27 protein-coding genes are annotated in these 25,418 nt (G+C 38.3%); all 27 read right to left on the bottom strand.

The genetic code is table 11. From position 1 onward, the window contains the following. Positions 1-16: 16 nt before the first annotated feature. The 27 genes from rpsO to JOC73_RS00970 all read right to left on the bottom strand — a co-directional run bounded on the left by rpsO (position 17) and on the right by JOC73_RS00970 (position 25,402). Complete coding sequence (gene rpsO, locus JOC73_RS01100; protein ID WP_204399992.1) at positions 17-271, bottom strand: 30S ribosomal protein S15; 255 nt, start codon at positions 269-271, stop codon at positions 17-19. Positions 272-357: 86 nt separating this feature from the next. Then, positions 358-1,299 carry a bifunctional riboflavin kinase/FAD synthetase gene (locus tag JOC73_RS01095; protein WP_204399991.1) on the bottom strand — a complete coding sequence of 314 codons (942 nt, stop codon included), beginning with the start codon at positions 1,297-1,299 and terminating at the stop codon, positions 358-360. 12 nt (positions 1,300-1,311) lie between these two features. Next, positions 1,312-2,205, bottom strand: coding sequence for a tRNA pseudouridine(55) synthase TruB (gene truB / locus JOC73_RS01090; RefSeq protein WP_204399990.1), 894 nt, complete (start codon positions 2,203-2,205; stop codon positions 1,312-1,314). A 12-nt stretch (positions 2,206-2,217) separates the two neighbouring features. Continuing rightward, positions 2,218-3,168 carry a DHH family phosphoesterase gene (locus JOC73_RS01085; RefSeq protein ID WP_204399989.1) on the bottom strand — a complete coding sequence of 317 codons (951 nt, stop codon included), beginning with the start codon at positions 3,166-3,168 and terminating at the stop codon, positions 2,218-2,220. Beyond that, positions 3,161-3,544, bottom strand: a complete 384-nt coding sequence (rbfA, locus tag JOC73_RS01080) for a 30S ribosome-binding factor RbfA (protein ID WP_334297431.1) — start codon at positions 3,542-3,544, stop codon at positions 3,161-3,163. Before rbfA ends, JOC73_RS01085 begins: the two co-directional genes overlap by 8 nt. Positions 3,545-3,555: 11 nt before the next feature. Beyond that, the gene (gene infB, locus JOC73_RS01075) at positions 3,556-5,700 is read right to left on the bottom strand and encodes a translation initiation factor IF-2 (protein WP_204399987.1); all 2,145 of its coding nucleotides are present in this window, start codon (positions 5,698-5,700) and stop codon (positions 3,556-3,558) included. Positions 5,701-5,714: 14 nt separating this feature from the next. Beyond that, positions 5,715-6,035, bottom strand: coding sequence for a L7Ae/L30e/S12e/Gadd45 family ribosomal protein (locus tag JOC73_RS01070; protein ID WP_204399986.1), 321 nt, complete (start codon positions 6,033-6,035; stop codon positions 5,715-5,717). Further along, on the bottom strand, positions 6,019-6,297 hold the full coding sequence (gene rnpM / locus JOC73_RS01065) for an RNase P modulator RnpM (protein WP_204399985.1): 279 nt from the start codon (positions 6,295-6,297) through the stop codon (positions 6,019-6,021). The genes JOC73_RS01070 and rnpM overlap by 17 nt, the downstream gene beginning before the upstream one ends. 12 nt (positions 6,298-6,309) lie before the next feature. Further along, positions 6,310-7,350 (bottom strand): transcription termination factor NusA, encoded by a 1,041-nt coding sequence (gene nusA, locus JOC73_RS01060; protein WP_204399984.1) that lies wholly within the window; start codon positions 7,348-7,350, stop codon positions 6,310-6,312. 15 nt (positions 7,351-7,365) lie between these two features. Next, a complete protein-coding gene (gene rimP, locus JOC73_RS01055) occupies positions 7,366-7,830 on the bottom strand; it encodes a ribosome maturation factor RimP (RefSeq protein WP_204399983.1) in 465 nt (154 codons plus the stop codon). 190 nt (positions 7,831-8,020) lie between these two features. Then, positions 8,021-12,313, bottom strand: a complete 4,293-nt coding sequence (locus tag JOC73_RS01050) for a PolC-type DNA polymerase III (RefSeq protein ID WP_204399982.1) — start codon at positions 12,311-12,313, stop codon at positions 8,021-8,023. A gap of 12 nt (positions 12,314-12,325) precedes the next feature. Continuing rightward, positions 12,326-12,952 carry a glycosyltransferase family 2 protein gene (locus JOC73_RS01045; protein ID WP_204399981.1) on the bottom strand — a complete coding sequence of 209 codons (627 nt, stop codon included), beginning with the start codon at positions 12,950-12,952 and terminating at the stop codon, positions 12,326-12,328. A gap of 15 nt (positions 12,953-12,967) precedes the next feature. Next, positions 12,968-14,029: a flavodoxin-dependent (E)-4-hydroxy-3-methylbut-2-enyl-diphosphate synthase gene (ispG, locus tag JOC73_RS01040; protein ID WP_204400127.1), complete on the bottom strand. Its 1,062-nt coding sequence runs from the start codon at positions 14,027-14,029 to the stop codon at positions 12,968-12,970. A gap of 225 nt (positions 14,030-14,254) precedes the next feature. Beyond that, complete coding sequence (locus tag JOC73_RS01035; RefSeq protein WP_204399980.1) at positions 14,255-14,752, bottom strand: dihydrofolate reductase; 498 nt, start codon at positions 14,750-14,752, stop codon at positions 14,255-14,257. A 320-nt stretch (positions 14,753-15,072) separates the two neighbouring features. After that, on the bottom strand, positions 15,073-16,080 hold the full coding sequence (rseP, locus tag JOC73_RS01030) for an RIP metalloprotease RseP (protein WP_204399979.1): 1,008 nt from the start codon (positions 16,078-16,080) through the stop codon (positions 15,073-15,075). A gap of 17 nt (positions 16,081-16,097) precedes the next feature. Continuing rightward, a complete protein-coding gene (locus JOC73_RS01025; RefSeq protein WP_204399978.1) occupies positions 16,098-17,243 on the bottom strand; it encodes a 1-deoxy-D-xylulose-5-phosphate reductoisomerase in 1,146 nt (381 codons plus the stop codon). Positions 17,244-17,307: 64 nt separating this feature from the next. Next, on the bottom strand, positions 17,308-18,096 hold the full coding sequence (locus tag JOC73_RS01020) for a phosphatidate cytidylyltransferase (protein WP_204399977.1): 789 nt from the start codon (positions 18,094-18,096) through the stop codon (positions 17,308-17,310). A 12-nt stretch (positions 18,097-18,108) separates the two neighbouring features. Further along, positions 18,109-18,897: an isoprenyl transferase gene (locus JOC73_RS01015; RefSeq protein ID WP_243427818.1), complete on the bottom strand. Its 789-nt coding sequence runs from the start codon at positions 18,895-18,897 to the stop codon at positions 18,109-18,111. A gap of 22 nt (positions 18,898-18,919) precedes the next feature. Next, complete coding sequence (locus JOC73_RS01010; RefSeq protein WP_204399976.1) at positions 18,920-19,108, bottom strand: PASTA domain-containing protein; 189 nt, start codon at positions 19,106-19,108, stop codon at positions 18,920-18,922. Positions 19,109-19,110: 2 nt separating this feature from the next. Beyond that, entirely contained in the window at positions 19,111-19,668 is a 558-nt protein-coding gene (gene frr, locus JOC73_RS01005; RefSeq protein WP_204399975.1) for a ribosome recycling factor, read from the bottom strand. A gap of 18 nt (positions 19,669-19,686) precedes the next feature. Continuing rightward, on the bottom strand, positions 19,687-20,397 hold the full coding sequence (gene pyrH, locus JOC73_RS01000; protein ID WP_204400125.1) for a UMP kinase: 711 nt from the start codon (positions 20,395-20,397) through the stop codon (positions 19,687-19,689). A 154-nt stretch (positions 20,398-20,551) separates the two neighbouring features. Beyond that, positions 20,552-21,202, bottom strand: a complete 651-nt coding sequence (gene tsf, locus JOC73_RS00995) for a translation elongation factor Ts (protein ID WP_204399974.1) — start codon at positions 21,200-21,202, stop codon at positions 20,552-20,554. Between the two features lie 78 nt (positions 21,203-21,280). Beyond that, positions 21,281-21,979 (bottom strand): 30S ribosomal protein S2, encoded by a 699-nt coding sequence (gene rpsB, locus JOC73_RS00990; RefSeq protein WP_204399973.1) that lies wholly within the window; start codon positions 21,977-21,979, stop codon positions 21,281-21,283. Between the two features lie 150 nt (positions 21,980-22,129). Then, on the bottom strand, positions 22,130-22,708 hold the full coding sequence (locus JOC73_RS00985) for a hypothetical protein (protein ID WP_204399972.1): 579 nt from the start codon (positions 22,706-22,708) through the stop codon (positions 22,130-22,132). A gap of 32 nt (positions 22,709-22,740) precedes the next feature. Continuing rightward, positions 22,741-23,199: a helix-turn-helix transcriptional regulator gene (locus tag JOC73_RS00980; RefSeq protein ID WP_204399971.1), complete on the bottom strand. Its 459-nt coding sequence runs from the start codon at positions 23,197-23,199 to the stop codon at positions 22,741-22,743. Positions 23,200-23,210: 11 nt separating this feature from the next. After that, entirely contained in the window at positions 23,211-23,546 is a 336-nt protein-coding gene (locus tag JOC73_RS00975) for a hypothetical protein (protein WP_204399970.1), read from the bottom strand. An 11-nt stretch (positions 23,547-23,557) separates the two neighbouring features. Beyond that, positions 23,558-25,402, bottom strand: a complete 1,845-nt coding sequence (locus JOC73_RS00970) for a FapA family protein (RefSeq protein ID WP_204399969.1) — start codon at positions 25,400-25,402, stop codon at positions 23,558-23,560. Positions 25,403-25,418 lie beyond the last annotated feature (16 nt).

The following is a 25,418-nucleotide window of genomic DNA, read 5'->3' as shown; positions in this document are numbered from 1 at the left end:
AGTGTTTGACTCTAAATTATCTTCTTAAACCTAATTTCTCAATGATCCCTCTGTATCTATTGATATCTTTGTTCTTAACGTAGTTAAGTAGGTTTCTTCTCTTACCAACCATTTTTAATAAACCTCTTCTTGAATGATAATCCTTCTTGTGAGTTTTTAAATGGTCGTTTAACTCATTGATTCTAGTTGTTAAGAGAGCGATTTGCACTTCTGGAGAACCAGTATCGTTTTCATGAGTTTTGTGAGTTTCGATAACGTCCTTCTTATTCATTAGTTTCACCTCCTCAAATGATATCCCCTTATTCTAAGTAACCGTCGGTGACTCAAATTACCGAGAATAGGTTCTTTTCAACTTAATTATTTTAACATATCTAAATAGGGTTGTAAATGCTTTTTTGAAATTTCAACGTCTTTTGTTATTTGTTGTACCAATGCTTCTATTCCATTAAATTTAACATTGCTCCTTAGTCGTGTAACAAACTGAATTTCCATATCCTCATCATAGAGCTCCCCATCATAATCTAGGATAAATGTCTCGATGGTGGTCTCTTTCCCATCAAAGGTTGGTGTTGTACCGATACAGGTTGCCCCCATGTGGGTTCTTCCAGCAAACTTGACTAAAGTGGCGTAGACACCTTCCCGTGGGATCAGCTGTTGAGGATCTACATATATATTTGCAGTAGGATAGCCTAGTTTTTTACCCCGCCCCTTACCATGGACTACTTGATTTTTTATGGCAAAAAATCTTCCTAAAAATTCACGGGCCTTTTCCATATCTCCTTCATCCACAAAGGTTCTTACACCTGTGCTACTGACCTTCTGCCGATCTACTGTGACGGGGTCAATAACATAAACCTCGAAGCCATATTTTTTGCCTAGCTCCTTTAGTATGGTTGCATCCCCCTTCGCCTTGGAGCCAAAGCGATAATCAAAGCCAACCACAGCTACTTTGCAGTTTAATCCATTTACTAAAATATTCTTAACGAAATCCTCAGGGCTTAAACCCATTATATCTTGGTTAAATTCTGCCAATACTAATGTCTCTAATTCTAATTCTTCCATTAGCTGAATCTTCATCATTTGATTCGTTATTTGGGGTGGCGTATCACCGCTAGATATTAAGGAGATGGTATGATTTTTAAAGGTATATACACATGACTCCAACTGATATTCATTGGATTTATTTACAAGTAAACGGATTAGCGCTTGATGCCCAATGTGTAATCCATCAAAATTCCCCAGAGCAATCCCTCTAGGAATTTTAGCGTCTAGTTGTTTTACTTCTTCTACTATTTTCATTTCAACGCCCCTTTAAACAAAAAGCCTTGTAAATTTAATATAAGACTGTTTACTTTCATCCCTCTTGATGGTGGCTAGACCAATAAAAGTTTCCTCCAAATATATTCTAACCAAAGTGCCTAAGGAAATGTTTTCCTGTGGTTCTTTCCAATCCTGACTATATACCCGATTGCCATTATAGGCAGCTTTTTCTGCTGTTGGACTCAATATTATCTTTGGGATATCTTCTAAAGGGTAATCTACGGGGTAAAGGACCTCTTTGATATTTTCATGATTCCTAAGTTCATCAATGGTGATTGCAGTAGATAACGAAAAATTTCCTGTTGCAGTCCTTAGTAGAAAGGACATCATGCCGCCACAGCCCAAGCGATCACCAATATCCTTGCAAAGAGTCCTAATATATGTCCCCTTTGAACAAGTAACATCAAAAAGAACTTTAGTACTCTCTATTTTAAGAATCCTAATGTCGTAAATATGTACCTTGCGGGGTTCCCTCTCGATCTCCACACCTTCCCTTGCCAATTCATAGAGTTTTTTGCCATCTCTTTTAAGGGCAGAGAACATGGGGGGAATCTGGTGGTACTCCCCTATAAATCCCATCATGGTATTAATGATTTCATCTGTTGAGACGTTTACATCCCTCTCCTGAAGTACTGTACCATATCGGTCCTGAGTATCTGTTTCGATTCCCAAGGTAAGCTCTCCCCGATACTTCTTCTTGCTGTCTAGGAGAAACTGGGATATTTTAGTCCCTTGACCTAAGCAGATGGGTAATACTCCAGCTGCATTTGGGTCTAAGGTTCCAGTATGCCCAACCTTTTTCATGTTCGCTTTTTTCCTTACCAAAGAAACAACATCATGGGAGGTCATTCCTGGTGGTTTTAAAATATTAATTATCCCATTCAAGTTATCACCATCTTATATCATCTTTTCCAGTTTCCTTATTAGTTCTTCCTTCACTATACTAATTTTTCCAGCAACAGTTGCCCCCGAAGCTTTTCGGTGACCACCGCCTCCGAATTCTTTAGCCAGTTGATTAACATCGTAATCCCGCTTTGCTCTAAAGCTTAGCTTTACTTCATTGCTATTAACTTCCTTTAGAATGGCTGCCACCTCTACACCTTCAATATCCCTGGCGTAGTTGACAATGCCTTCTACTTCATCATTACGTAGGCTATATTTCTTCAATACTTCTTCCCTAACCACGATTAGGGTTACTTTTCCCTCAAAATAAACCTCCATCTGATTTAGGATATACCCCAGAAATTTTGTACTATTCAAGGAATTATTTTGATAAAGCTGGAAAGTGATTTCCTCTAAATTTACCCCCAGCTCCAAAAGTTCTGCCGCCACCCTATGGGTATGGGCGCTGGTGCTGTCGTATCTAAAATTACCCGTATCGGTTACGATTCCTGTGTAGAGGCAGGTGGCAATCTGCTGATCCAATTCTATCTCCAATTCTTCTTTAATGATAGAATAAACAATCTCACAGGTGGAGGAGGCATCGGTCTTAACAAAGTTGATATCCCCATATTCATTATTACTGATATGATGGTCTACATTAACGACTGTTTTGCTTTTCTTCAGCAGGTCAATTTCTCCAATTCTACGATCATCACCACAATCTAAAACAAAGCATAAATCAAACCCTTCAACATCACAGGAAGGGTATTTTTTAAGAAGATGAACCTCCGGTAGAAAACTATATCTACCTGGAAGTTCATCGTTTAAGAAAATATTAACATTGCTGCATTTCTTCTTTAGGGCTAGACCTAAAGCCATAATAGAGCCTAAGCTATCGCCATCAGGATTTACATGGGCTATGATGGCGATGGAGGTCTCTGATTGAATAGCTGGAAGCCTACTCATTGTCTTCTTCCTCAATTTGATTCGGCTCAATCACCCTTGCAATGGTCTTGTGCATTTCTACGCCTCGTTCGATGGAGTTATCAAGCTTGAAAAGGATTTCTGGAGTGATTCTCGCTTTTATTCTTCGTCCTACTTCTCTTCTTACGTATCCACTGGAGCTTTTTAAAGCATCTATGGTATCTTTCTTCTCCTGTTCTGAACCCAAGACACTGATATAAACAGTTGCATAACTTAAGTCACGGGTACAATCAACCTCAATGATACTTGTCATGGGAGCAATACGGGGGTCCCGTAAATCATTACGAATAATGTCACTGATTTCTTTTCTTAGTTCTTCATTTAAACGACTAACTCTAGGATATGCCAATGACTTCACCCTTTCTATATTTAGTCTCGAGCAATTTCTTCCATTTTGAAGGCTTCAATTACGTCGCCTTCCTTAACATCATTAAAGTGATCTATTCCAATTCCACACTCATATCCGGTGGCAACCTCTTTAACATCATCTTTAAAACGTCTTAAGGAGCCTATGTTACCTTCGTGGATTACAATTCCATCTCTAACAAGCCTTAATTGAGCATTACGAACAATTTTACCCTCCGTTACGTAACAACCAGCAATTAGCCCAACGTTAGGTACTTTAATCGTGGCTCGAACTTGAGCTTTTCCTAATTCTACTTCTTTAAATTCTGGATCAAGCATGCCCTTCATGGCTGCTTCGATATCTTCTAAAGCCTTGTAGATGATTCTGTAGGTTCTTAAATCTACTTCTTCCTTTTGCGATAAAGCAGTGGCTCCAGAAGTTGGTCGTACGTTGAAACCGATGATGATGGCGTTTGAAGCAGATGCCAGCATAACGTCAGTCTCAGTAATGGCACCAACACCACCATGGATTGGTCGGATGATTACCTTATCAGTAGATAGTTTTGCTAAGGATTGCTTAACCGCCTCTACTGAACCTTGAACATCAGCCTTTACGATAATATTTAAGTCCTTAACTTCTCCAGCTTGCATTTGGCTATATAAAGCATCTAAAGATACCTTTTGAGAAGACTTAAGTTGTTCTTCTTTAATCTTGTTAACACGTTTCTCTGCAATCGTTCTAGCCATTTTATCATCAGCCACAGCGATTAACTGATCTCCTGCTGCTGGTACATCTGATAATCCAGTGATTTCTACAGCTGTTGAAGGAGTAGCTGATTTAACTCTCTTTCCGGTATCACTAATCATGGCCCGCACTCTACCATGGGAAGTACCGATTACAACAGAATCTCCAACCTTTAATGTACCATTTTGCACTAATACTGTCGCTACTGGACCTCTTCCTTTGTCCAATTGGGCTTCTACAACAGTACCAACAGCGTCACGGTTTGGATTCGCCTTTAATTCTTCCATTTCAGCAACTAAAAGAATCATTTCTAACAATTCTTCAATGTTAAGTCCTTGTAGAGCTGAAACTTCTACAGAGATTACCTCTCCACCCCATTCTTCAATTAATACACCGTGTTCAGATAATTCTTGCTTTACACGATCAGGGTTTGCTCCTGGCTTATCAATCTTATTTACTGCTACAATGATTGGTACCTCAGCTGCTTTTGCATGGTTGATGGCTTCAATTGTTTGTGGCATTACTCCGTCATCTGCGGCAACAACTAGAATTGCAATGTCAGTAACCTTTGCTCCTCTAGCCCTCATAGCTGTGAAGGCCTCATGACCTGGTGTATCTAAAAATACAATTTTCTTTCCATTTACTTGAACTTCAGAAGCTCCGATATGCTGAGTAATACCACCGGCTTCTCTTGTGGTTACCTTTGTGTTTCTGATGGCATCTAATAAAGATGTTTTACCGTGGTCAACGTGTCCCATTACAGTTACAACTGGTGGTCTAGGCTTTAAATCCTTTTCGTCGTCCTCTGGTATTACAATAAAGTCTGTTTCATCTTCTTCATCTTGAGAAACTGCTTTTTCAACAACTTCTACATCAAATTCTTTTGCTACTTTAGCGGCAGTTTCAAAATCAATCTCTTGATTCATGGCTGCCATAACACCAACTTGTATTAGCTTACCGATGATGTCGCTTACTCTTTTACCTAATAACTCTGCAAAATCCTTAACAACTATTTTTTGATCAATCTCTATGATTTTCATATCATTATTATTGGTTTCTTTTATTTCCATATTCTCTTCCAGTTTACTTTCCCTACCTTTATGATTATTTTTGTTTTTATTAGCATTACCTTTATGGTTTTTGCCGCCTTTGTTTTTATTATCCGATTGTGTATTTACAATTTTATTACTAGCTACCTTCTTAACTAATTCTTCCTCTTCATCTGTCCCGTGGATTACTTCCTTAGTAGGTTTTTTGCTATGATCATCCTCAGTAAATAACTCAATGATTAAATTAGCTTCTTCATCTTCTAAAGTACTCATATGGTTATTTACTTCTACAGATAGTTCCTTTAGCTTTTCAATCAATGCTTTACTAGTGATGTTCAATTCCTTTGCCAACTGATACACTCTCAATTTTGACAAGCTAATCACCCCCCCTAAATATTTGTGTTCTCATCACGATCTAAGTGCTCAATAAGTTTTTCTGCAAATCCTTTGTCCTTAATACCAATCACTGCCCTGGGGGCTTTACCAATAATCTGACCTAGATATTCTTTGCTTCCAAAGAATCTCAAGGGGATATTTCGATAGCTGGTTTTATCGGTAAATAGCTTCTTAGTATTATCTGAAGCATCCTTTGCCAATACAATTAAATAAACACTATTCTTTTTAATCTCTATTTTACAGCCATCTTCACCGGAAACCAATTTTCCTGATTTCATGGCAAAGCCAAGCAAATTTTTAATTTTTTCCTTCACTCACATCAATCTCCTGAATTAATTTTTCATAGATTGCATCATCTACATTGCATTTGTAGGCTCTATTAAAGGCCTTTGTTTTCTTAGCTTTTTGAAAGCATTCTTTGTCAGAACATATGTAGGAACCTCTACCGGCAGCTTTACCAGTAAGATCAACATTGATTTCCCCTTCGTTACTCCGCACCACCCGAAGAAGATCTTTTTTGGGTTTCATTTCATTACATCCTAAGCATTTTCTAAGAGGTATTTTTTTTTGCTTCAAATCCAATCACCCCTATTCTGATTTGGCTTGACTTTCACTCTTTATATCAATTTTCCACCCTGTCAACTTGGCAGCTAACCTAGCATTTTGTCCTTCTTTACCAATGGCTAGAGATAATTGATAGTCTGGAACAATTACTTTGGCAGTTTTTTCCTGAAGGTTAACCTCTGTTGAAACTACCTTTGCTGGACTGAGGGCGCTGGTGATGAACTCAACAGGATCTTTGCTGTATTTAATAATATCAATCTTTTCTCCCTTTAATTCATCAACGATTGATTGAACTCTTGCACCTTTTGGACCAACACATGCTCCTACTGGATCAACATTTTCATCCTGTGACTCTACTGCGATTTTCGTTCTAGAACCAGCCTCACGGGAAATACTCTTGATTTCCACAACCCCATCATGTATTTCTGGTACTTCAAGTTCAAATAATCGTTTAATTAATCCTGGATGGGTTCTTGAAACTGTAATTTGAGGACCCTTAGTCGTCTTCTTCACTTCTACTATGTAAGTCTTAATACGGGCTCCATGAACATACTCTTCATTTGGCATCTGCTCGTTTGGACCCAGGGCTGCTTCGATTTTACCAAGATTGATGTAGACAATTCCCTTAGATACTCTTTCTACTGTACCTGTGATAATATCTGACTCTCGATTGATAAATTCATCAAACACGAGTCCTCTTTCAGCCTCTCTGATTCTTTGAACAACCACTTGCTTTGCTGTTTGAGCAGCTATTCTTCCAAAGTTTCTTGGAGTAACTTCCCGCTCATAGATATCGTCGATCCCATAGTTTGGATCAATTTCCTTTGCTTCCTGTAATTGAATTTCTAAAATATCATCCTCTACTTCTTCTACAACCCTCTTCTGGGAATAAACATGTACCTCTCCTGAATCTCGGTCGATTTCAACCCTTACATTTTGTGCAGTTCCAAAGTTTCTTTTATAACTGGAAATCAAGGCCGCCTCTAAGGCGTCTATTAAGACTTCCTTCGAGATTCCCTTATCTTTTTGGATCTGCTCCAATGCTTCTATAAACTCCGTATTCATCCGTCAAAACCCTCCCTAAAATTTAATTGCCAATCTTGTCATTGCAGCCTTATCTCTAGGTATTTCTATTACCCCAGCACCCTTTACATTCAGCTGAATTTTATCATCTACTAGGCCTACAAGCTCTCCTTCTATGACTTTTTGTCCCATTAAGGGTTCGTACAGTTTAACCTCTACTGCTTCCCCTTTAAATTTATCGAAATCAGAATCCTTTTTAAGAGGTCTATCCAATCCTGGAGAAGATACCTCAAGGAAATAATTTTCTTCAATAGGATCTAATTCATCCAGCTTATCACTCAAGGCCATGCTAACATTTTGGCAATCATCAAGGGTGATTCCACCTGTCTTATCAATAAATACCCTTAAATATCGATGGGGACCTTCTTTCTTATACTCCACGTCCACTAACTCAAAATCTTCTTTTTCAACAATAGGTAGTACCAATTCTTCAATTAGCTTCTCAACTCTATTTTGCCCCATTGTGAACCCTCCCTATATTTAGTTTTAGTTTTCCCTTTTATATATGTATTTTCAGCCATTTGTGCATTATTTATGCGGGATTAAAAGGACAACCTCATAACATAATAGTAAAGAGTGGGAAGAACCCACTCTTTAGTATAAATGCTATGTTATTAAAACTAGTATAACACAATACTCTAGAACTAGCAAGTTAAAATAAGCTAAGTTGATTAGTTGCTGGTAAATCACTGATACAACCATGGTTCACCAAAGTCTCAATGACAGTCTTGGTTACTTTAGTTCGATTTCTTAAGTCCTCTAGTGAAATGAACTCACCATCTTTTCTAGCTTCTACAATATTTTTTGCGGCATTTTGTCCTACCCCCTGTAGGGATTTTAGAGGAGGTAATAACTTGCAATCTACGATTTGGAAGCGATCCGAATCTGACCTATATATATCAACTGGCATAACTTCAATGTTTCTTAAATACATCTCCAATACAACCTCCAGTACCGTCAGAAGATTCTTTTCCTTGGCGGTCATGTCGTTGCCCATTTCCTCCAGCTCTTTAATTTTTCTTTTAACTGCATCTTTGCCCTTCACCACTAAATCGGCATCAAAATCCTCTGCTTTAGTGGTGAAGTAGGTGGCGTAGAAGGCTTTTGGATGATGTACTTTAAAGTACGCAATTCTAAAGGACATCATAACATAGGCAGCAGCATGGGCCTTTGGGAACATGTATTTAATTTTTAGACATGAATCGATGTACCATTGAGGTACATTATTCTTTTTCATTTCTTCTATATGCTCATCTGTCAGTCCCTTACCTTTACGAACATTCTCCATGATCTTAAAGGACATTTTAGCAGGTAAGCCTTTTAATATCAAATAGTTCATAATGTCATCCCGTGTAGAGATTACATCCTTTAATTCTGCTACACCATTCCTAACTAATTCTTGGGCATTGTTTAACCATACATCTGTACCATGGGAAAGACCACTGATCCGTACCAACTCTGCAAATGTACTAGGCTTTGTATCCAACAACATCTGCCGTACGAATTTTGTACCGAACTCTGGGATTCCTAGCGTCCCTACATCACAATTTAACTCCTTAGGATCAACCCCTATTGCCTTGGTGCTGGTGAAGATACTAATTGTCTCTGGGTCATCTAAAGGAATTAGTGTTGCATTTTCCCCTGTGAGGTCCTCCAGCATCTTGATGATGGTGGGAACGTCGTGTCCAAGTATATCCAGCTTCAGCAAACGACCACTGATGGAATGATAGTCGAAGTGGGTGGTGATTACCCCCGAACTACCATCGTTGGCAGGATATTGAATAGGACAAAATTCATAAATATGTTTGTTGGCAGGCACAATCATAACTCCCCCTGGATGCTGTCCAGAGGTTCTTTTCACCCCCGAGCAACCAATGGTCAGACGATTGATTTCTGCCGATGGGACATGTTGACCTTTTGCCTCCAAGTATTTCCTTACAAAACCATAGGCTGTCTTTTCTGCAATCGTACCGATAGTCCCAGCCCGATAAACCTTACCTTCACCAAAGAGTTCCTCCGTATATTTATGGGATTCACTTTGGTATTCTCCAGCAAAGTTTAAGTCGATATCGGGTTCTTTGTCCCCCTCAAATCCAAGGAAAACTTCAAAGGGTATATCGTGACCGTCTTTAATGAGCTGATGATCACATTTCGGACACTTTTTGTCTGGAAGGTCTGCCCCAGACCCATAGGACCCATCTGTAATAAATTCAGAGTGTTTACATTCAGGACATACATAATGGGGAGGCAGTGGATTTACCTCAGTAATATCGCTCATGGTGGCGGCAAAGGAGGAACCAACTGAACCCCTCGAACCAACTAAATAGCCATCCTCCATGGATTTTGTTACTAGCTTTTGGGCGATAATATACATTACCGCATATCCATTGCTAATGATAGAATTAAGCTCCTTATCCAGACGTTTTTTTACAATATCAGGTATTGGAGAACCATAGATTCTCTCGGCCTTTGCATTACACATGTTTCTTAACTCCACCTCAGAGCCTTCAATCTCCGGTGGGAAGGTGCCATTTGGAATTGGAATCAACTCTTCTATTTGATCATTTAGCTCATTTGGTCTATGAATTACCACCTCTTCAGCTTTTTCCTTCCCTAGATAGCTGAACTCCTTAACCATTTCAGTTGTCGTCTTGAGGTATAGGGGGGCCTGATTGTCGGCATCACTAAAGCCCTGCCCTGCCATCAAAATTCGTCTAAAGACTTCATCCCTTTCTTCAAGGAAATGTACGTCTCCTGTTGCAACTACTGGTTTGTTGTGCTTTTCCCCCAACTCAACAATACGTTTGTTAATGTTTCGTATATCCTCAACGCTGTTTAATATTCCTTTATCCACCAAGAATTGGTTGTTAGCCGCTGGTTGGATTTCTAAGAAATCATAGTAATGAACAATGGATTCAATTTCGTCCTCTGGCTTATTGTTTAACAGTGCTTGATAAAGCTCCCCTGCCTCGCAGGCAGTTCCAACGATTAACCCCTCCCTAAGACTACTTAAAAGACTCTTTGGTAGACGGGGCTTTTTATAAAAATAGTTAATATGGGATTGGGAAACAATATCATATAGATTTCTCAGTCCCTCATAGTTCTTCACTAGGATTAGAACATGATAGGTATCTAGTTTTTTAAAATCTAGCTTTTTTGTCAGTTGTTGATTAATTTCATCAAAGGTGAAAATTTCTTTTTCCTGCAACATTTTAATGAAGTGCATCCAAATTTCAGCCGTTGCAGTGGCATCATCCACCGCCCTATGGTGGGAAAGTAGAGTGACATTGAGTTCCTTTGCAATTACATTCAACTTATGCTTTTTTAGTTGAGGTAAAAGGATTCTTGCTAGTTTTAATGTATCCACCACCGAGTTGGTGATTGTAATCCCCATTTGTCTTGCATTTTCCCTTATAAAACCAACGTCAAAGGAGGCATTATGGGCCACTAATGGGTTATTCCCGACGAAATTTAAAAACTTTGGCAATACGTCTTCTATTAAAGGGGCATCCTTCACCATATCATCGGTGATGCCTGTTAGGTCAACAATTTTTTGTGGAATAGGCATCTCTGGATTGATTAAAGATGAGAACTGATCAATCACCTCACCATTCTTAACCTTCACCGCCCCGATTTCTGTAATCTTATCCCGTTTATTGGATAGACCTGTGGTTTCAATGTCGAAGACAATAAACTCCTCTTCTAATGAGTAGTTTTCATTCCCCTCCACCAGCTTTGCTTCATCATTGACTAAATAGCCCTCCATTCCATAGATAATTTTAATGCCATGCTTCTTCCCAGCATCCATAGCCTCTGGAAAAGCCTGTACGATACCATGGTCGGTGATGGCAATTGCCTTGTGCCCCCACTCTGCCGCCCTTTTGACTAGGCTGGTGGTGCTGCTGACTCCATCCATTGATGACATCTGAGTATGAAGATGAAGCTCTACTCTTTTCGATTCGTAGGTGTCCAAAATTGGTTCTTTGCTGGTCAACATGAGGGCGGATGCCATGATCACGTATTCTCTAGCAAATTTGTCGTATACCACGTCCCCTTGTACTCTAAACCATTGACCCTTTTTAATTTCCTCTTCAAAGTCCACAGTATTGTTTTTTCTTTCAAAAATCTTTACCATCATGGAACTGGTGTAGTCGGTGAATTGAATTGTGTAGAGTTTTTTACCACTGTTTAGTTCCCTTGTTTCTACTGCAATGGTCTCACCTTCACATATAATTTTAATCATTTCCCCTACAATTTCCTTCAAAGGCGTGATTTCTCCACTAAAGGGCTTTCCAAGAAGGGCCGGAGAGTTGCCATTTACCTCTTTTTTAGCAGCTGATTTAGCTTCGTTAACTTCAGCGATTTGAATATTTCTCATGATTTCATCAATATATTGTGTACTTTTCTTTTCCTTTACCTCTTCATAATCGGCAAGGTCAAAGCTTCCCTCCTGTCCACCTTCAATATTACAAACAATCTTCACACCAAAGTGGGTCAGGAAATAATCCTCTAAAACTTGCTTGAGATTCCTTTCCACTGCCTTTTCCCAAAGCATAGGTTCAGGGATATGGATTATAAACTTTTCCTCCTCTACCTTCCATGTAATCCGATCTAGTATTGCTCTAGTGGCAGGTACTAACCGTTGTATAAAGTAAAGTATATTGTGTCGATTCTTTTCTATTATATCGGGGATCGATTCTATTTTAAAATGATAGATAAAATCTATAGAAAGCTCACTTACCTGTAGAAGTCCCTTGAGCTTTTCAGAAATATTATCTAATTCTTTCCATATCGTAACTTGATCTGAAGCAAGCTTAAGTTCCAGCTTCCTTTTTTCTTTAAAAAACCTTACTCGTTTTAGTTGATAGGATTTAAAACTGCCATAACCCTTGATCCCTAGATTGCCAAGGAAATCACTAAAACAAATATCTAGATTAGACTGCATATAATCCCACCTTTAATTTAGCCAATGTTTAATAATATCACCATACATCTTCATCCGCCAAAGTGCCCCCTTATAAATCCCAATTTTTTCTTCTTTGGTGACATGACTGGCATTTTTAAGGGTGATCTTCTTTGTTAGAATATTTCTTTCCTTAATCATTTTTGATAAGGCCATTTCTATACTGTAGCCCGCTGTATCCAAATTGAGGATTTCTTGAATCAACTCCCCCTTGAAGGCCCTTTGACCCGATAGGTTTGGCGCTACTCTTTGGGCCATATCTGTAATAAACCTACCCCCCTCGAAAATTCCAATGGTCATCTGTATACTTGAATCCATAACAGGGACAAGCAGGTCATCTATGTGCTGACAGGTTAGCCCGATTAAGTCTGCATCCAGCATCAGTACAACATCCTCACGACAATGGGATAAGCCCTCCTTCACGGCCTCTGCTTTCCCTCTATTTTGAGGTAGGCAAATTAACTCAACAGGGTAACGCCTCACCACATGGGGGGTGTTATCCGTTGAACCATCATCTATTACAATTATACGACTTATTTTTGATAACTCCAATAGGGGCTTAATGACATTTTCGATTCGTTCTTCTTCATTAAAGGCTGGAATGATAGCAGAAATCTTCATTGAAAACCTCCTCAACTACATTTTTTCAATTTCTTCCAGTAGCACCTGCATGATTTCCCCCTCAGGTATCTTCTTGATTATTTCTCCCTTTTTAAATAGTAATGCACCCTCTATACCCCCGGCAATTCCAATGTCTGCCTCTCTTGCTTCCCCTGGCCCATTGACTGCACAACCCATAATGGCCAGTTTGATAGGCTTCTTCAGCTTTCCCACTTTTTCTTCCACTTCATTGGCCAATCGGATCAAATTAATCTGACAGCGGCCACAGGTGGGACAAGATATAATGGTGATTTCATTCTGGATGATCCCAAGGGATTTCAGTATTTGTCGACCTACTTTAATCTCCTCTACAGGGTCCCCTGTTAAGGATACTCTAATGGTGTCACCGATCCCCTTTAATAAAAGAGCACCTATACCAATAGATGACTTAATGGTTCCTGCCCACACTGTACCCGCTTCCGTGATCCCTAGATGAAGGGGATAATCACAGATTTGTGAAATCTTTTCATAAGCTTCTACTGTTAAATGTACATCACTTGCCTTTAGGGAGATAACAATATCGGTAAAGTTCAACTCTTCAAGTATCTTCACATGCTCCATGGCACTTTCCACCATTGCATCGGCGGTAGGATGTCCATATTTATCTAGTAAATGCTTTTCTAAAGAACCTGCATTAACGCCTATTCGTATTGGAATTTGGCATTCCTTGGCGGCCTTTACGACCTCCTGCACCCGCTTTTTGTCTCCTATGTTGCCAGGATTAATCCTCAAGGCATCTATCCCCTGCTTGATGCACTCAAGGGCAATACGATAATCAAAATGGATATCCGCCACAATAGGTATATTGGTCTTGGCTTTGATTTCTCCAATGTAGTAGGCAGAGCGCAATGTTGGAACCGCCACCCGAACGATATCACAGCCTGCCTCCTCCAATCGTAGGATTTGATCCACTGTTTCCTCAACGTTTTGGGGGTCTGTAGTAGTCATGGATTGCACCGTTACAGGATGCTCTCCACCTACAAATATATTTCCAACCCGAATTTCTTTTGTTTTTTTCCTCATACTTTCACGCTCCATGAGTAATATTTTCATTATGTAATTTAAATTATACATTTATCTCCTGTGTTTTCAACAGGCTTACAGTGTCAGGATTACCGACGTTAAGTTTATTAATAAAATTAATAAAGTTCAGCCTGTTCAAAAGCCTTTAGATTCAAGGAACAAGAAAACGAAGCGAACGTGGCGTATAGAAATACGCGAGGGTGCTTTGTTCCTCGTAGTGACGCAGAAGATAATGGGTTTTCAACAGGCTTGTCTTTTTCCCTTTTGGTATATACAGAACACATGGGGATGTTCGTGATGAATATTCTCTCTTTCCGCTTTTGTATCTGTAATTTGCCACTCTTCACCGATGGAAGGGAAAAAGGTATCTGCCTCAAAGGATTTAAAGATGTGGGTTATATACAATCGATCCGCATAGGGCATTGCTTGTTGGTAGATGGAGGCCCCTCCACATATGAAAATCTCCTCCTGTTGTGCTTGTGCCCACTCTATAAGTTCATCAAAGCTATGGCTTACAGTGGCACCTTCTAACGCTATCTCTTTTCTTGTAATAACAATATTTTTTCTATTGGGTAATGGTCTAATTGGTAGGGACATATATGTGTTGTATCCCATAACGACAACAGCGCCATCTGTAATACCTTTAAAGTATTGTAAATCTGGTTTGATATGGGCCAATAACTTATTATCCTTTCCTATTCCCATATTCTTGTCAACAGCAACGATAAGACTAATCATTTTTTCCCCTCCTTAAATTGCTAACTCAAATTTTAATTGATATTCCTTATATATATTTCATCTACCTTAAGCAAGTTACTCCTTCAAATATAGATATCTAATTTACATAATTATATTACGTAGCCTATTATTTTCTCCAATACCTTTCTTAGCCTAATATAGGTATTTTTGCCTAACATCCTTTATTTAATATGAAAATTGTAAAAAAAAGAAAGCAAAGTAGATCAAATGATTATGATCTACTCCATCTCCTTGCTTATATGTTTAATATTACTACTTTCTAATGTTGCTTGACAAGCTAGTCATGTTTTCGAAATAGACTAATTAAAAAGTTTTACAATATCTTTATAGGTCACGAATACCATCAGACTAATCAATATTGCGAATCCCACCATATGAATCATACCCTCTTTGTCAGGGTCAACAGGCTTTCCTCTAAATAGCTCCACTAAAAGGAATAACAGTCGACTTCCATCAAGGGCTGGGATTGGCAAGAGGTTCATTAAACCAAGATTAATACTGATGAGGGCTGCTAAAAATACTAGATTTAACCAACCCGCTTGGCTGGCCTCCCCCACTAAACTGATGATTCCTACAGGACCAGCAACTTCCTCTGAGGATGCTTTTCCAGATACTAATCTCCCTAAGAAGGAAAAAATTTCAGTTACAACCATATTGAAGTTCTTAAAGCTACTTCTAACCGCTCCTGACAAAGATTTTTCATATTCTGGAACGATCCCGATCATGACTTTACCTGTTTCTTCCTCCAGCATCGGGTCTATGGATTTGGTAATGGTCTCACCGTTCCTCAATACTTGTATGTCTATCGCATTACCTTCTGACGCTGCAATAGCCGTCTCCAAATCTCCCCAGTTATTAATTTCTTTACCATCTATTGATACAACTTTATCTCCTTCTTGAAGTTGCATCACTTGCGCTGGGGAACCTTCAAGGGTCTCTGCAATAATTGTTGTTGGGTTTCCACCAACATTATAAAACAATAGAGTAAATAACAGCAGACCCAAAATAAAATTCATAATCGGTCCTGCAACTATAACCCCTAATCTAGCTGGAACAGATTTTTTACTAAAGCTTCTAGCATCTTCTGAGGCTTCGTCTTCACCCTCCATCCGAACATACCCTCCTATAGGCAATATCCTTATGGAGTATTGGGTTTCTCCCTTGATAAAACCAAGGAGCTTTGGCCCCATCCCAATTGCGAATTCATGGACTTTAATTCCCACCATCTTGGCAATGGCAAAATGTCCTAGTTCATGAAAAAATACTAAAGCACCAAATACAATAATCGCTGATAAAGCTGTTTGCATAATCAACACCTACCTATCTAAAATTGACTAGTGACCCATTTTCTTACCCACTGGTCTACTTCTAAAATCTCGTCGATACTTTGATATGTAAAGGCCTTGTGATTTGTCATTGCTTTTTCTATGTACTTTGGAATGTCATAAAAACCAATTTTGTCCTGTAGATAGTATTCTACTAATATCTCATTTGCTCCATTCACAACACATGGCATTGTCCCCCCAATTTTAAGGGCTTCATATGCTAACGACAGACAGGGAAACTTATCGTTGTCTACATCATAAAAAGTTAATTGACCGATTTCCTTTAAATCTAGCTTTGGCAAATTCCCCTCAAATCTTCTTGGAAAAGTAAATGCATACTGAATAGGTAGCTTCATATCTGGAAGACCCAGTTGGGCAATCACCGATGCATCCTCCAACTCAATCATTGAGTGTATAATACTCTGGGGATGTACCACTACATCTATTTTATCCACATCTACGTCAAATAACCATTTTGCTTCGATTACTTCTAGTCCTTTATTCATAAGAGTAGCTGAGTCAATAGAAATTTTTCTCCCCATACTCCAGTTAGGATGCTTTAAAGCATCTCTAGATTTAACCTTCACTAGTTCTTCTTTTCTTCTTTCTCTAAAGGGCCCCCCTGAAGCAGTTAGGATTATTTTTGAAAGAGAATTCTCCTCTTCTCCTTGCAGGCATTGGAAAATAGCTGAATGTTCACTATCTACAGGAATCATCTTGATGCCATGTTTCTTGACTTCCTTCATAATGTATTCCCCCGCCACAACCAAAGTCTCTTTATTGGCTAATGCCACCTGTTTGTTACTTTTAATAGCCTCGAGGGTAGGTAGGACCCCAACACTTCCCACAACGGAATTGAGGATCATTTCAGCCCCCTCAAGGGTGGCAACTTCTATCAAGCCCTCCATACCTGCTACTATTTTTATTCTCCCTTGAACTCGACTTCTTAACTCTAGGGCTTTTTCTTCATCATATACTGCTACGACTTTAGGCTGGAACTGATGAATTTGAGTCTCTAAATCATCAATGCTTCTCATTGCAGCAAGACCCAATATTTTAAACTTCTCTGGGTGCTGGGCAACTACTTCCAATGCCTGCTTCCCAATAGAGCCTGTTGAACCTAAAATACAAATATTTTTTTCCATGCTTTCACCCCTTAGTTGTCAAATCTTCAATAAAATAAGCATGCTTTACGTCATGCTTATTTTATTACCCATTATTGATCATAAATATCAAGAAATAATAAACCACTGGTGCTGTAAATAGAATACTATCAAACCGATCTAAAACACCACCATGACCAGGCATTAAGTTGCCGTAATCTTTGACTTCTACGTATCGCTTGATGATTGAGGCCGTCAAGTCACCAAATACCGATAGTATACTACCTATTAATCCAATTAACAAAACAACTAATAGGTGGTCTGCTAAAAATAAGTAACCAAATATCCCACTGATTACAATTGAGCCCACTAGCCCACCGATAGCACCCTCAATCGTCTTCTTGGGGCTGATAACTGGGCAAAGTTTTCTTTTGCCAAAGAAAACACCCGTAAAATAGGCACATGTATCGGTTGCCCAAGCGGTAATAAATATTAGCCAAATAGCAATACTATTATCCTGTTTGCTAGTTAAAAGTACATGACCTAATAAAATAGTCACATAAATGATTCCAAAAGCAGTTATACTGGCATCTGTAATATTATACTTAGGTTTTAGTAAAAGTATGATGCTTAAAATAAAGGTTGTGACAACTATCAAAAACAATATGTAGTTTGCTTCAAAGTTAAAATTAAACAAACTGATTATTCCAATAGAGGCTAAGTAGCCTACCCATGAAATGGGATTGATTCCCTTGTTTCTCACGGCTCTATAAAACTCACTTAAGCCAATTACTGAAATCACCAAGACCGATAGAAACAGGGCCATACCCCCATAATGTATGATGGCTAAGAGTATTGGTACTCCCAGCACCCCACTTATTACACGCTTTAACATGAAAGCCCCCCTTTATACCTTACCAAATCTTCTGTCACGATTTTGATAATCAATGATTGCCTGAATTAAATCCTCACCTTTAAAATCTGGCCAATATTTTTCCGGGAAAGTAAACTCCGTATAAGATAGTTGCCAAATCATAAAGTTGCTTAGTCGAAATTCGCCACTGGTTCTAATGAGGAGTTCTGGATCAGGAATTGTGGCGGTATCCAAGTAGTTACTTATTAAGCTTTCATCTATATGATTTACAGTTAATTTTCCATTTGATATGTCTTGATGGATTTTTTTAAAGGCTCGAAGGAGCTCGTCCCTACCTCCATAGTTTAATGCAATATTAACCACCAAACCGGTATTATCTTTAGTGATGTCCATTACCCTCTCAACTTCTTTATCAAGATTCCCTGGTAGGCGAGAAAGGTCACCCATGGTATGGATTTTAACATTGTTTTCATGGAGTTCCATAGCTTCTTTCTTTAAAAATTCCACCAACAGTTGCATAATGGCAGTTACCTCTGATTCTGGACGACTCCAGTTTTCTGTAGAAAAAGCATACAGTGATAAGTATTTAACACCAATTGAGGCGGCTGTCTCGATCACACCCCTTAGAGCCTCTCCCCCTGCTCGATGACCTAGAGCTCTTGGAAGCTGCCTTTTCTGGGCCCATCTTCCATTCCCATCCATAATAATGGCAATATGTTGGGGAATCTTCTCTGGATTTAATGAAGTCTTGAATTCTTTGTCGATTTTTTCTTTACCAGTGAAAAATTTTTTAATGTCCATACTGTCGTCCACCTCAATCATTTTAAACCCCCTAGAAGGGGGCCTAAAAAAATGATATTATCAATTCGATTTTATTATTGTTGATGCTGGTTTGCCTAATAACCCTCGCATCCTCCGTCTGTTCCTTTACTTTTCCATAGGACTCTATTATTGTAATCTCTAAGTTATGATCTTCTAGTACCTTGATGGCGGCGTTAATTGGGTAACCAACCAAATCTGGAATAGTTTCCAAGACTATACCTCCAGTAATTCTTTTTCTTTTTTAGCAACTAAATCATCTATTTGCTTAATGTAGTTATCTGTAAGCTTTTGGATTTCGTCTTGTGCTTTCTTTAATTCATCCTCTGTTAACTCACCATCTTTTTGCATCTTCTTAAGAGAGTCATTTCCATCTCTTCTCTCATTTCTAATAGCAACTTTTGCTTCTTCTGCTGTCTTCTTAACTAATTTAGCAAGTTCTTTTCTTCTTTCCTCCGTTAATTGGGGGATGTTAAGACGAATTACTTTACCATCATTAGACGGATTAAGACCTAAATCTGAAATCAAGATAGCCTTTTCAATACTTTGCATAGCAGATCGATCAAAGGGCTGGATTAATAATAATCTTGGCTCTGGAGAAGTAATAGATGCCAACTGCTTAACTGGAGTTACTGTACCATAGTAATCTACACTTAATTTATCCAACATTGATGGATGGGCCTTACCTGCTCTAATTGAACCTAAATCCTCTTTAAGAACACTTAAAGTTTTTTGCATTTTTGTTTCTGTTTCCTTGTGAACATCAAAATACATACAATCTCCTCCTTTTTATTAACTATTAATATATGTACCTATTTTTTCTCCTAAGACAACTCTCTTAATATTTCCTGGTTCATCTAATCCAAAAACTTGGATTGGTATTTTATTGTCCATACACAAAGAAGTCGCAGTAGAATCCATTACCTTTAACCCGAGTTTTAGGACATCTATGTAGGACAAAGTATCAAACTTTTTAGCTGTAGGATCAATATTCGGATCTGCGTCATAAACTGCATCCACTTTTTTGGCCAATAGTATAACTTCTGCTTCGATTTCAGCGGCTCTAAGTGCTGCTGTAGTATCGGTTGAAAAGTATGGGTTTCCTGTTCCAGCAGCAAAGATGACTACTCTGCTCTTCTCCAAATGACGAACTGCCCTCCTTCTAATATAAGGTTCTGCAATTTGTCTCATCTCTATGGCAGTTTGAACTCTAGTTAATATATTTATATTTTCTAAAGCGTCTTGAAATGCCAATGCATTTATAACAGTTGCCATCATTCCCATATAATCGGCAGTAGTACGGTCCATACCTTCACCGCTTCTACCCCGCCAGAAATTTCCTCCCCCAACAACAATAGCAACTTCTACGCCCATTTCCGTAAGCTCTTTTACTTCATTTGCTATTCTATTGATGGTTTCTGTATCCAAACCAAATCCTTGAGGTCCCGCCAATGATTCTCCGCTAATTTTTAATAAAACTCTTTTATATAGAGGTTTTATCATGTTCAAATCCTCCATTCTATTAATTTCTACAGACATTTTAATAATCCTTTTTTTTACTATTATAACCATTAAAAGAAATACATAATAATTTTTTACTATGTATTCTTGTTTTTTCATTATTATAAAGGAGAACACATCGTGTTCTCCTAATGTTTTATTGCTGACCTAACTGCTTTGCTACCTCTTCAGCAAAGTTCTCTTCTTTTTTCTCTAGACCTTCTCCAACTTCAAATCTAGCAAATCTTCTGATGCTTAATCTTTCACCGATCTTAGCAGTTTTCTCAGTTAATAACTCTCCGATTGTAATATCAGGGTTCTTAACGAAGCTTTGCTCTAATAAACAAACTTCTTTGTAGTATTTTTCAATTCTGCCTTCTACCATTTTGTCAACAATCTTTTCTGGCTTACCTTCGTTTAAGGCTTGCTTTCTTAAGATTTCTTTTTCTTTTTCGATCAAGTCTTGAGAAACTTCTTCTTTGCTAACGAAAAGAGGGTTAGCTGCAGCAATTTGCATAGCAACGTCTTTTACGAAATCTCTGAACTCTTGGTTCTTAGCTACGAAATCTGTTTCCGTATTAACTTCAACTAAAACGCCAATTCTTCCACCATGTATGTAAGACTCTACGATACCTTCCGCTGCAATTCTACCAGCTTTTTTAGCCACAGCTGCTAATCCTTTTTCTCTTAAGATTTCAACAGCCTTCTCCATATTACCCGCTGCATCAGTCAAGGCCTTTTTACAATCCATCATTCCAGCACCAGTTTTTTCTCTTAATTCTTTTACCATTCCTGCAGATATACTCATTTGTTTTGCCTCCTCATGAAATATTATTAAAGGTAAGGGAGCAAGGGAAAATCCCTTAAACCCTTACCTTCTTAGAATCTATTCTTCAGTTTGCACACCTTGCTTACCTTCGATAATAGCATTCGCCATTGTTGCAGTAAGTAATTTTACAGCTCGAATTGCATCGTCATTACCAGGGATTACGTAATCAGCTTCTTCTGGATCACAGTTAGTATCTACAATAGCGATTACTGGTATACCTAATTTATGGGCTTCTTTGATGGCAATTCTTTCTTTTCTTGGATCTACTACAAAGATAGCCTCTGGAAGATCAGTCATATCCTTAATACCGCCTAAGAATTTCTCAAGCTTTTCCATTTCATTTCTTAATTGGATAACTTCCTTCTTAGGTAATACAGAAAAAGTTCCATTTTCTTCCATTCTCTCTAACTGATGTAAACGGTCGATTCTGTTCTTAATAGTATTGTAGTTTGTTAACATACCACCTAACCATCTTTGGTTTACATAGTACATACCACATCTTTTAGCTTCTTCTTCGATAGCCTCTTGAGCTTGCTTCTTTGTACCTACGAAAAGAATAGTCTTTCCTTCAGCCGCAATTTCCTTCATTACTTGGTATGCTTCCTCTACCTTCTTAACTGTTTTTTGTAAGTCAATGATGTAGATTCCGTTTCTCTCTGTGAAGATGTATTCTGCCATTTTAGGGTTCCATCTTCTTGTTTGATGTCCAAAGTGAACACCAGCTTCTAATAATTGTTTCATTGAAATTACTGACATTTTATTACCTCCTTAGTTTCTCCGCCACCTTATTCATACTTGTCCAGAACCAATACTTATTGGCACTTCCAGATAAGTCCTAAGGTGTGTGTTTTTCTCACCTTAAGTATTTTAACATACTGTTGGGGATGAAGCAACAAAAACTTTAAATTAATTTGATAACGTTTTTTCTGGTATCTGTATTAGGATTTCTAATATCTCCTCAACAGTAATACTTCTGGGAATCTCCCTCAAACCTGCTTTAAATATTTTTGTATAGCCTTTCTCATGGGCTAAATCAGTAAAGGCTTGTGTATCGGAGATTAAACCCTCCTGCCATAGCAAGTTAGCAATGTTATAGGTATTCATACCGGAAGAAATCACAATGCGAACCATTTCGGCTTGTGTATCTTTACGATTTCCTCTATTATTCTCTACCATTTTTTTAGCTTGCATACCATTATCTTTATTTTCTTTTATATCTTTTTGATTTTCAACTTCACTTTCTGTTGTCTCTTCTTCCTTTATGAAATCATCCTTGTTGCCCTCTACACTACTTTGACCAGCTTCTAGATTTTTCTTCAAATCACCAATGGTTTTTTCTATTCCTGTCTCATCTACAATAGCAAGCCCGCCGGCAGCAATTGCCAAGGGTTCGTTTCCATCATCCACAAGAAAATTAAAGGAAGCTGTCATAATCATTCCAATCCCAATTCCAATAATTAAACTTTGGACACAGAACTTCTTCAATGAATTCACCTCATTTAATGTCATTTAAATACTTATTTTATTAGTTTAATTACCATTTCTACTTCTCTTACACTTTTATTGAGTCTTCTAGCAATCTCTTCAAGAGATTTTCCTTCCCGATGTAACTTAAGAATATCATTGTTTTTTTGCACGAACATATTATAATTCAAAGATTGGTCGAAGTTTTCCCAATTATTCAAATTAGGTGATGTGGAGACTGCAATTTCTTGATGGTTATGTATTTCCAACAGCTCTCCTATTCTCTCAATTTCTATTTTCATCTGAGCTACTTCCATCTTTAATCCTTCAATACCCTCCATGATAGCTAGATGATTTAAGGTTTCTTGAGGATTATTGACCTTTCCTCCCCTAAGTCCCATTAGCACCTCTGGATTAAAATCTTCTTCTTTGTTTCCAGCTTTTAGTAAAATAATCAGGGCTGAAACAATGATAAAGCCACCAATTATAATAATGATTATATTAGAATCCATATTGCACCTCTTTAGATCATGATGTCTATTTTTAAGCCCTTAAAATCAGAATTTCTGGGGGCAACGTTTTCTTCTGACTCACCAATGGAGTTTTTTTTTGCTGGACTATGCTGCTTTTTACCTCCAGCTGATTGATTGTGATTATTGCTTTCCTGGTCTTGAATCGTCTTACCCTTAGACTCCTCTGAGGAGTTAATCCGTTGACGATTACGATGGTCCTCCACCTGTTGTTGGTGGTGGGCAATTTGTTGAAAATCCCTCGCCCTATTAAAATCAGTTTGCTTAATTTTTGATTCATTTACAGTATTAGCATAAGTAACATGAAAGTCAATTGGTTTAATAGACATCTTGCCACCTCCTACTGTTCATACGGTCCGATGGTAATCTCTCCTTCTTTTTTATATAGAGTAGCTCCCACTAACTCATCATAAAAGAACTTAACAGCATTGGAAATAACCACCTTAACCCCTGGATAAATCTTGTGGGATACATGTACTTTGCCTTTAGAAAGATTCTGTATTTTCTGATCTAATAATTGAAGTTCATGTAATTGTACCTGATATTTTTCCTGTAAGAACTCATAAGTTTTTAAAGATTTAATTAGCATTTCTTCTTTATTTTTTGGCAATTGACCAGCCAAAGCTTGTCTTTTCAATAGGTCTATCGTCTTTTTTAAATTTTGGCAATTCCCTTGTATTCCCAGCACCTCTCCCTTAAGCAATTCAAACTTATTCCTTTCCTCAGGATCTACCCCTACCTCTAGTTTTGTCAAAGTTCCCATATGGGAACCTGCAATTTTTGCTCGTATTTCCACTCCTGCTCTGACGTCTCCCCCCACAAGTAGAGATTTTTTACCTGCCAAAAGTATTTTTCCCTTCACGGAAACCTCACTATGAAGAATAAAATCTGCAGTCAAATCTCCTTGAACCTTAATAGTGGCGTTTTCAATATATTTTGCAGCCATATTTCCATGGCATTCTAAGTAGGCGGAATTATTACCTTGGATTCCCCTATTCAATACAATAGAGCCCTTGGAGATGAGGGTGGCTCCCTCTACAACGCCATTTACTTCAATATTGCCTTCAGCAATTATGCTAAATCCAGCCTTTACATTACCATGGACTATGACTGTACCATTAAAGTTGATGTTTCCCGTTGAATTATCAACGTTTCCTGGTATTTCATATGCTTCGGTTACGATTATCTTGCCGTCTTCAAACCGTACTTGTCCATCCATCGCAGCAAAAAGCTTCAATCCATCTTCGCTTTCAGTCGTGTTTTTACCTTTCTTAAACCTCTGCTCTCTTCCTTTTTTAGCAGGTATTTCGATTCCTGAAACGTTTATACCTGGTGTTCCTTCGGTGGGTGGTACTACCTCAACTAATAGCGTACCCGTCGTAACACTTTTAATTAAGCCCAGCTGTTTAAAATCTACAGAACCATCCTCCAATACAACCGGCTTGTGATCCTTCTCTTTGTCAAAGTGATAAATAAGTTCTCCATCTACACCATCGACAGGCTGCTTGCCTCTTGCTATTGTTACGTAGCTATCGGTCCATTTTAACTTCACCAATCTCTTTAATTGCTCTTCATCTATTCCATAGACAATATTATTGTTCGTCAAGGCTTCTCGAAGGGATTCGAGGGTAAAAGATTTCCCCCCTAATGGTTTGCTAATAACAATACTAGCTTCCATTTTATCCTTGGAGAATTGAACCCTTAATGTACTATCAACTAGCACTTCTTTTTGGGCTGGTGCCACCTTATGCTGGCTACTAGGATCTGTAGAGGCCATTGTAATGCCTACAAGGTCATGATCCTTTACCTGCTTACACTTTAAGAAATCAATAATATCTTGCTCTAATCCTTGATTAGCCCCACCTGGGTCTAATACCTGTAAATAGACCCCATCATCCCTATAGTTCAATTTAAAATTCTGCATCTCTTCTTCAAAAGGGGATCCATCTATTTCTAATGTAATGTCCTCCTCATCAGCCTGTAATTCTAGACTAACATTTTTTTCGTTTCCCTTTGGTGATACAATTATTTTTACATAACCCTTCTTAAACATAAAACTTTTTTTCTCTTCTACGATTTCTATGTCAACTTTGTCCATCACAAGGTTAAGCTCTGTTAAAGCCTTCTCTAAAGTATCTTTGTAGTTTTCTCCCTCAAAAATATGAACTCCCTGCTCCTTTAGCATATTAACTCCCCCTTAA

The organism is Alkaliphilus hydrothermalis (assembly GCF_016908555.1).
In the GTDB taxonomy this organism is placed as follows: Bacteria; Bacillota; Clostridia; order Peptostreptococcales; family Natronincolaceae; genus Alkaliphilus; species Alkaliphilus hydrothermalis.
This window is presented reverse-complemented; position numbering and strand designations above follow the sequence as displayed.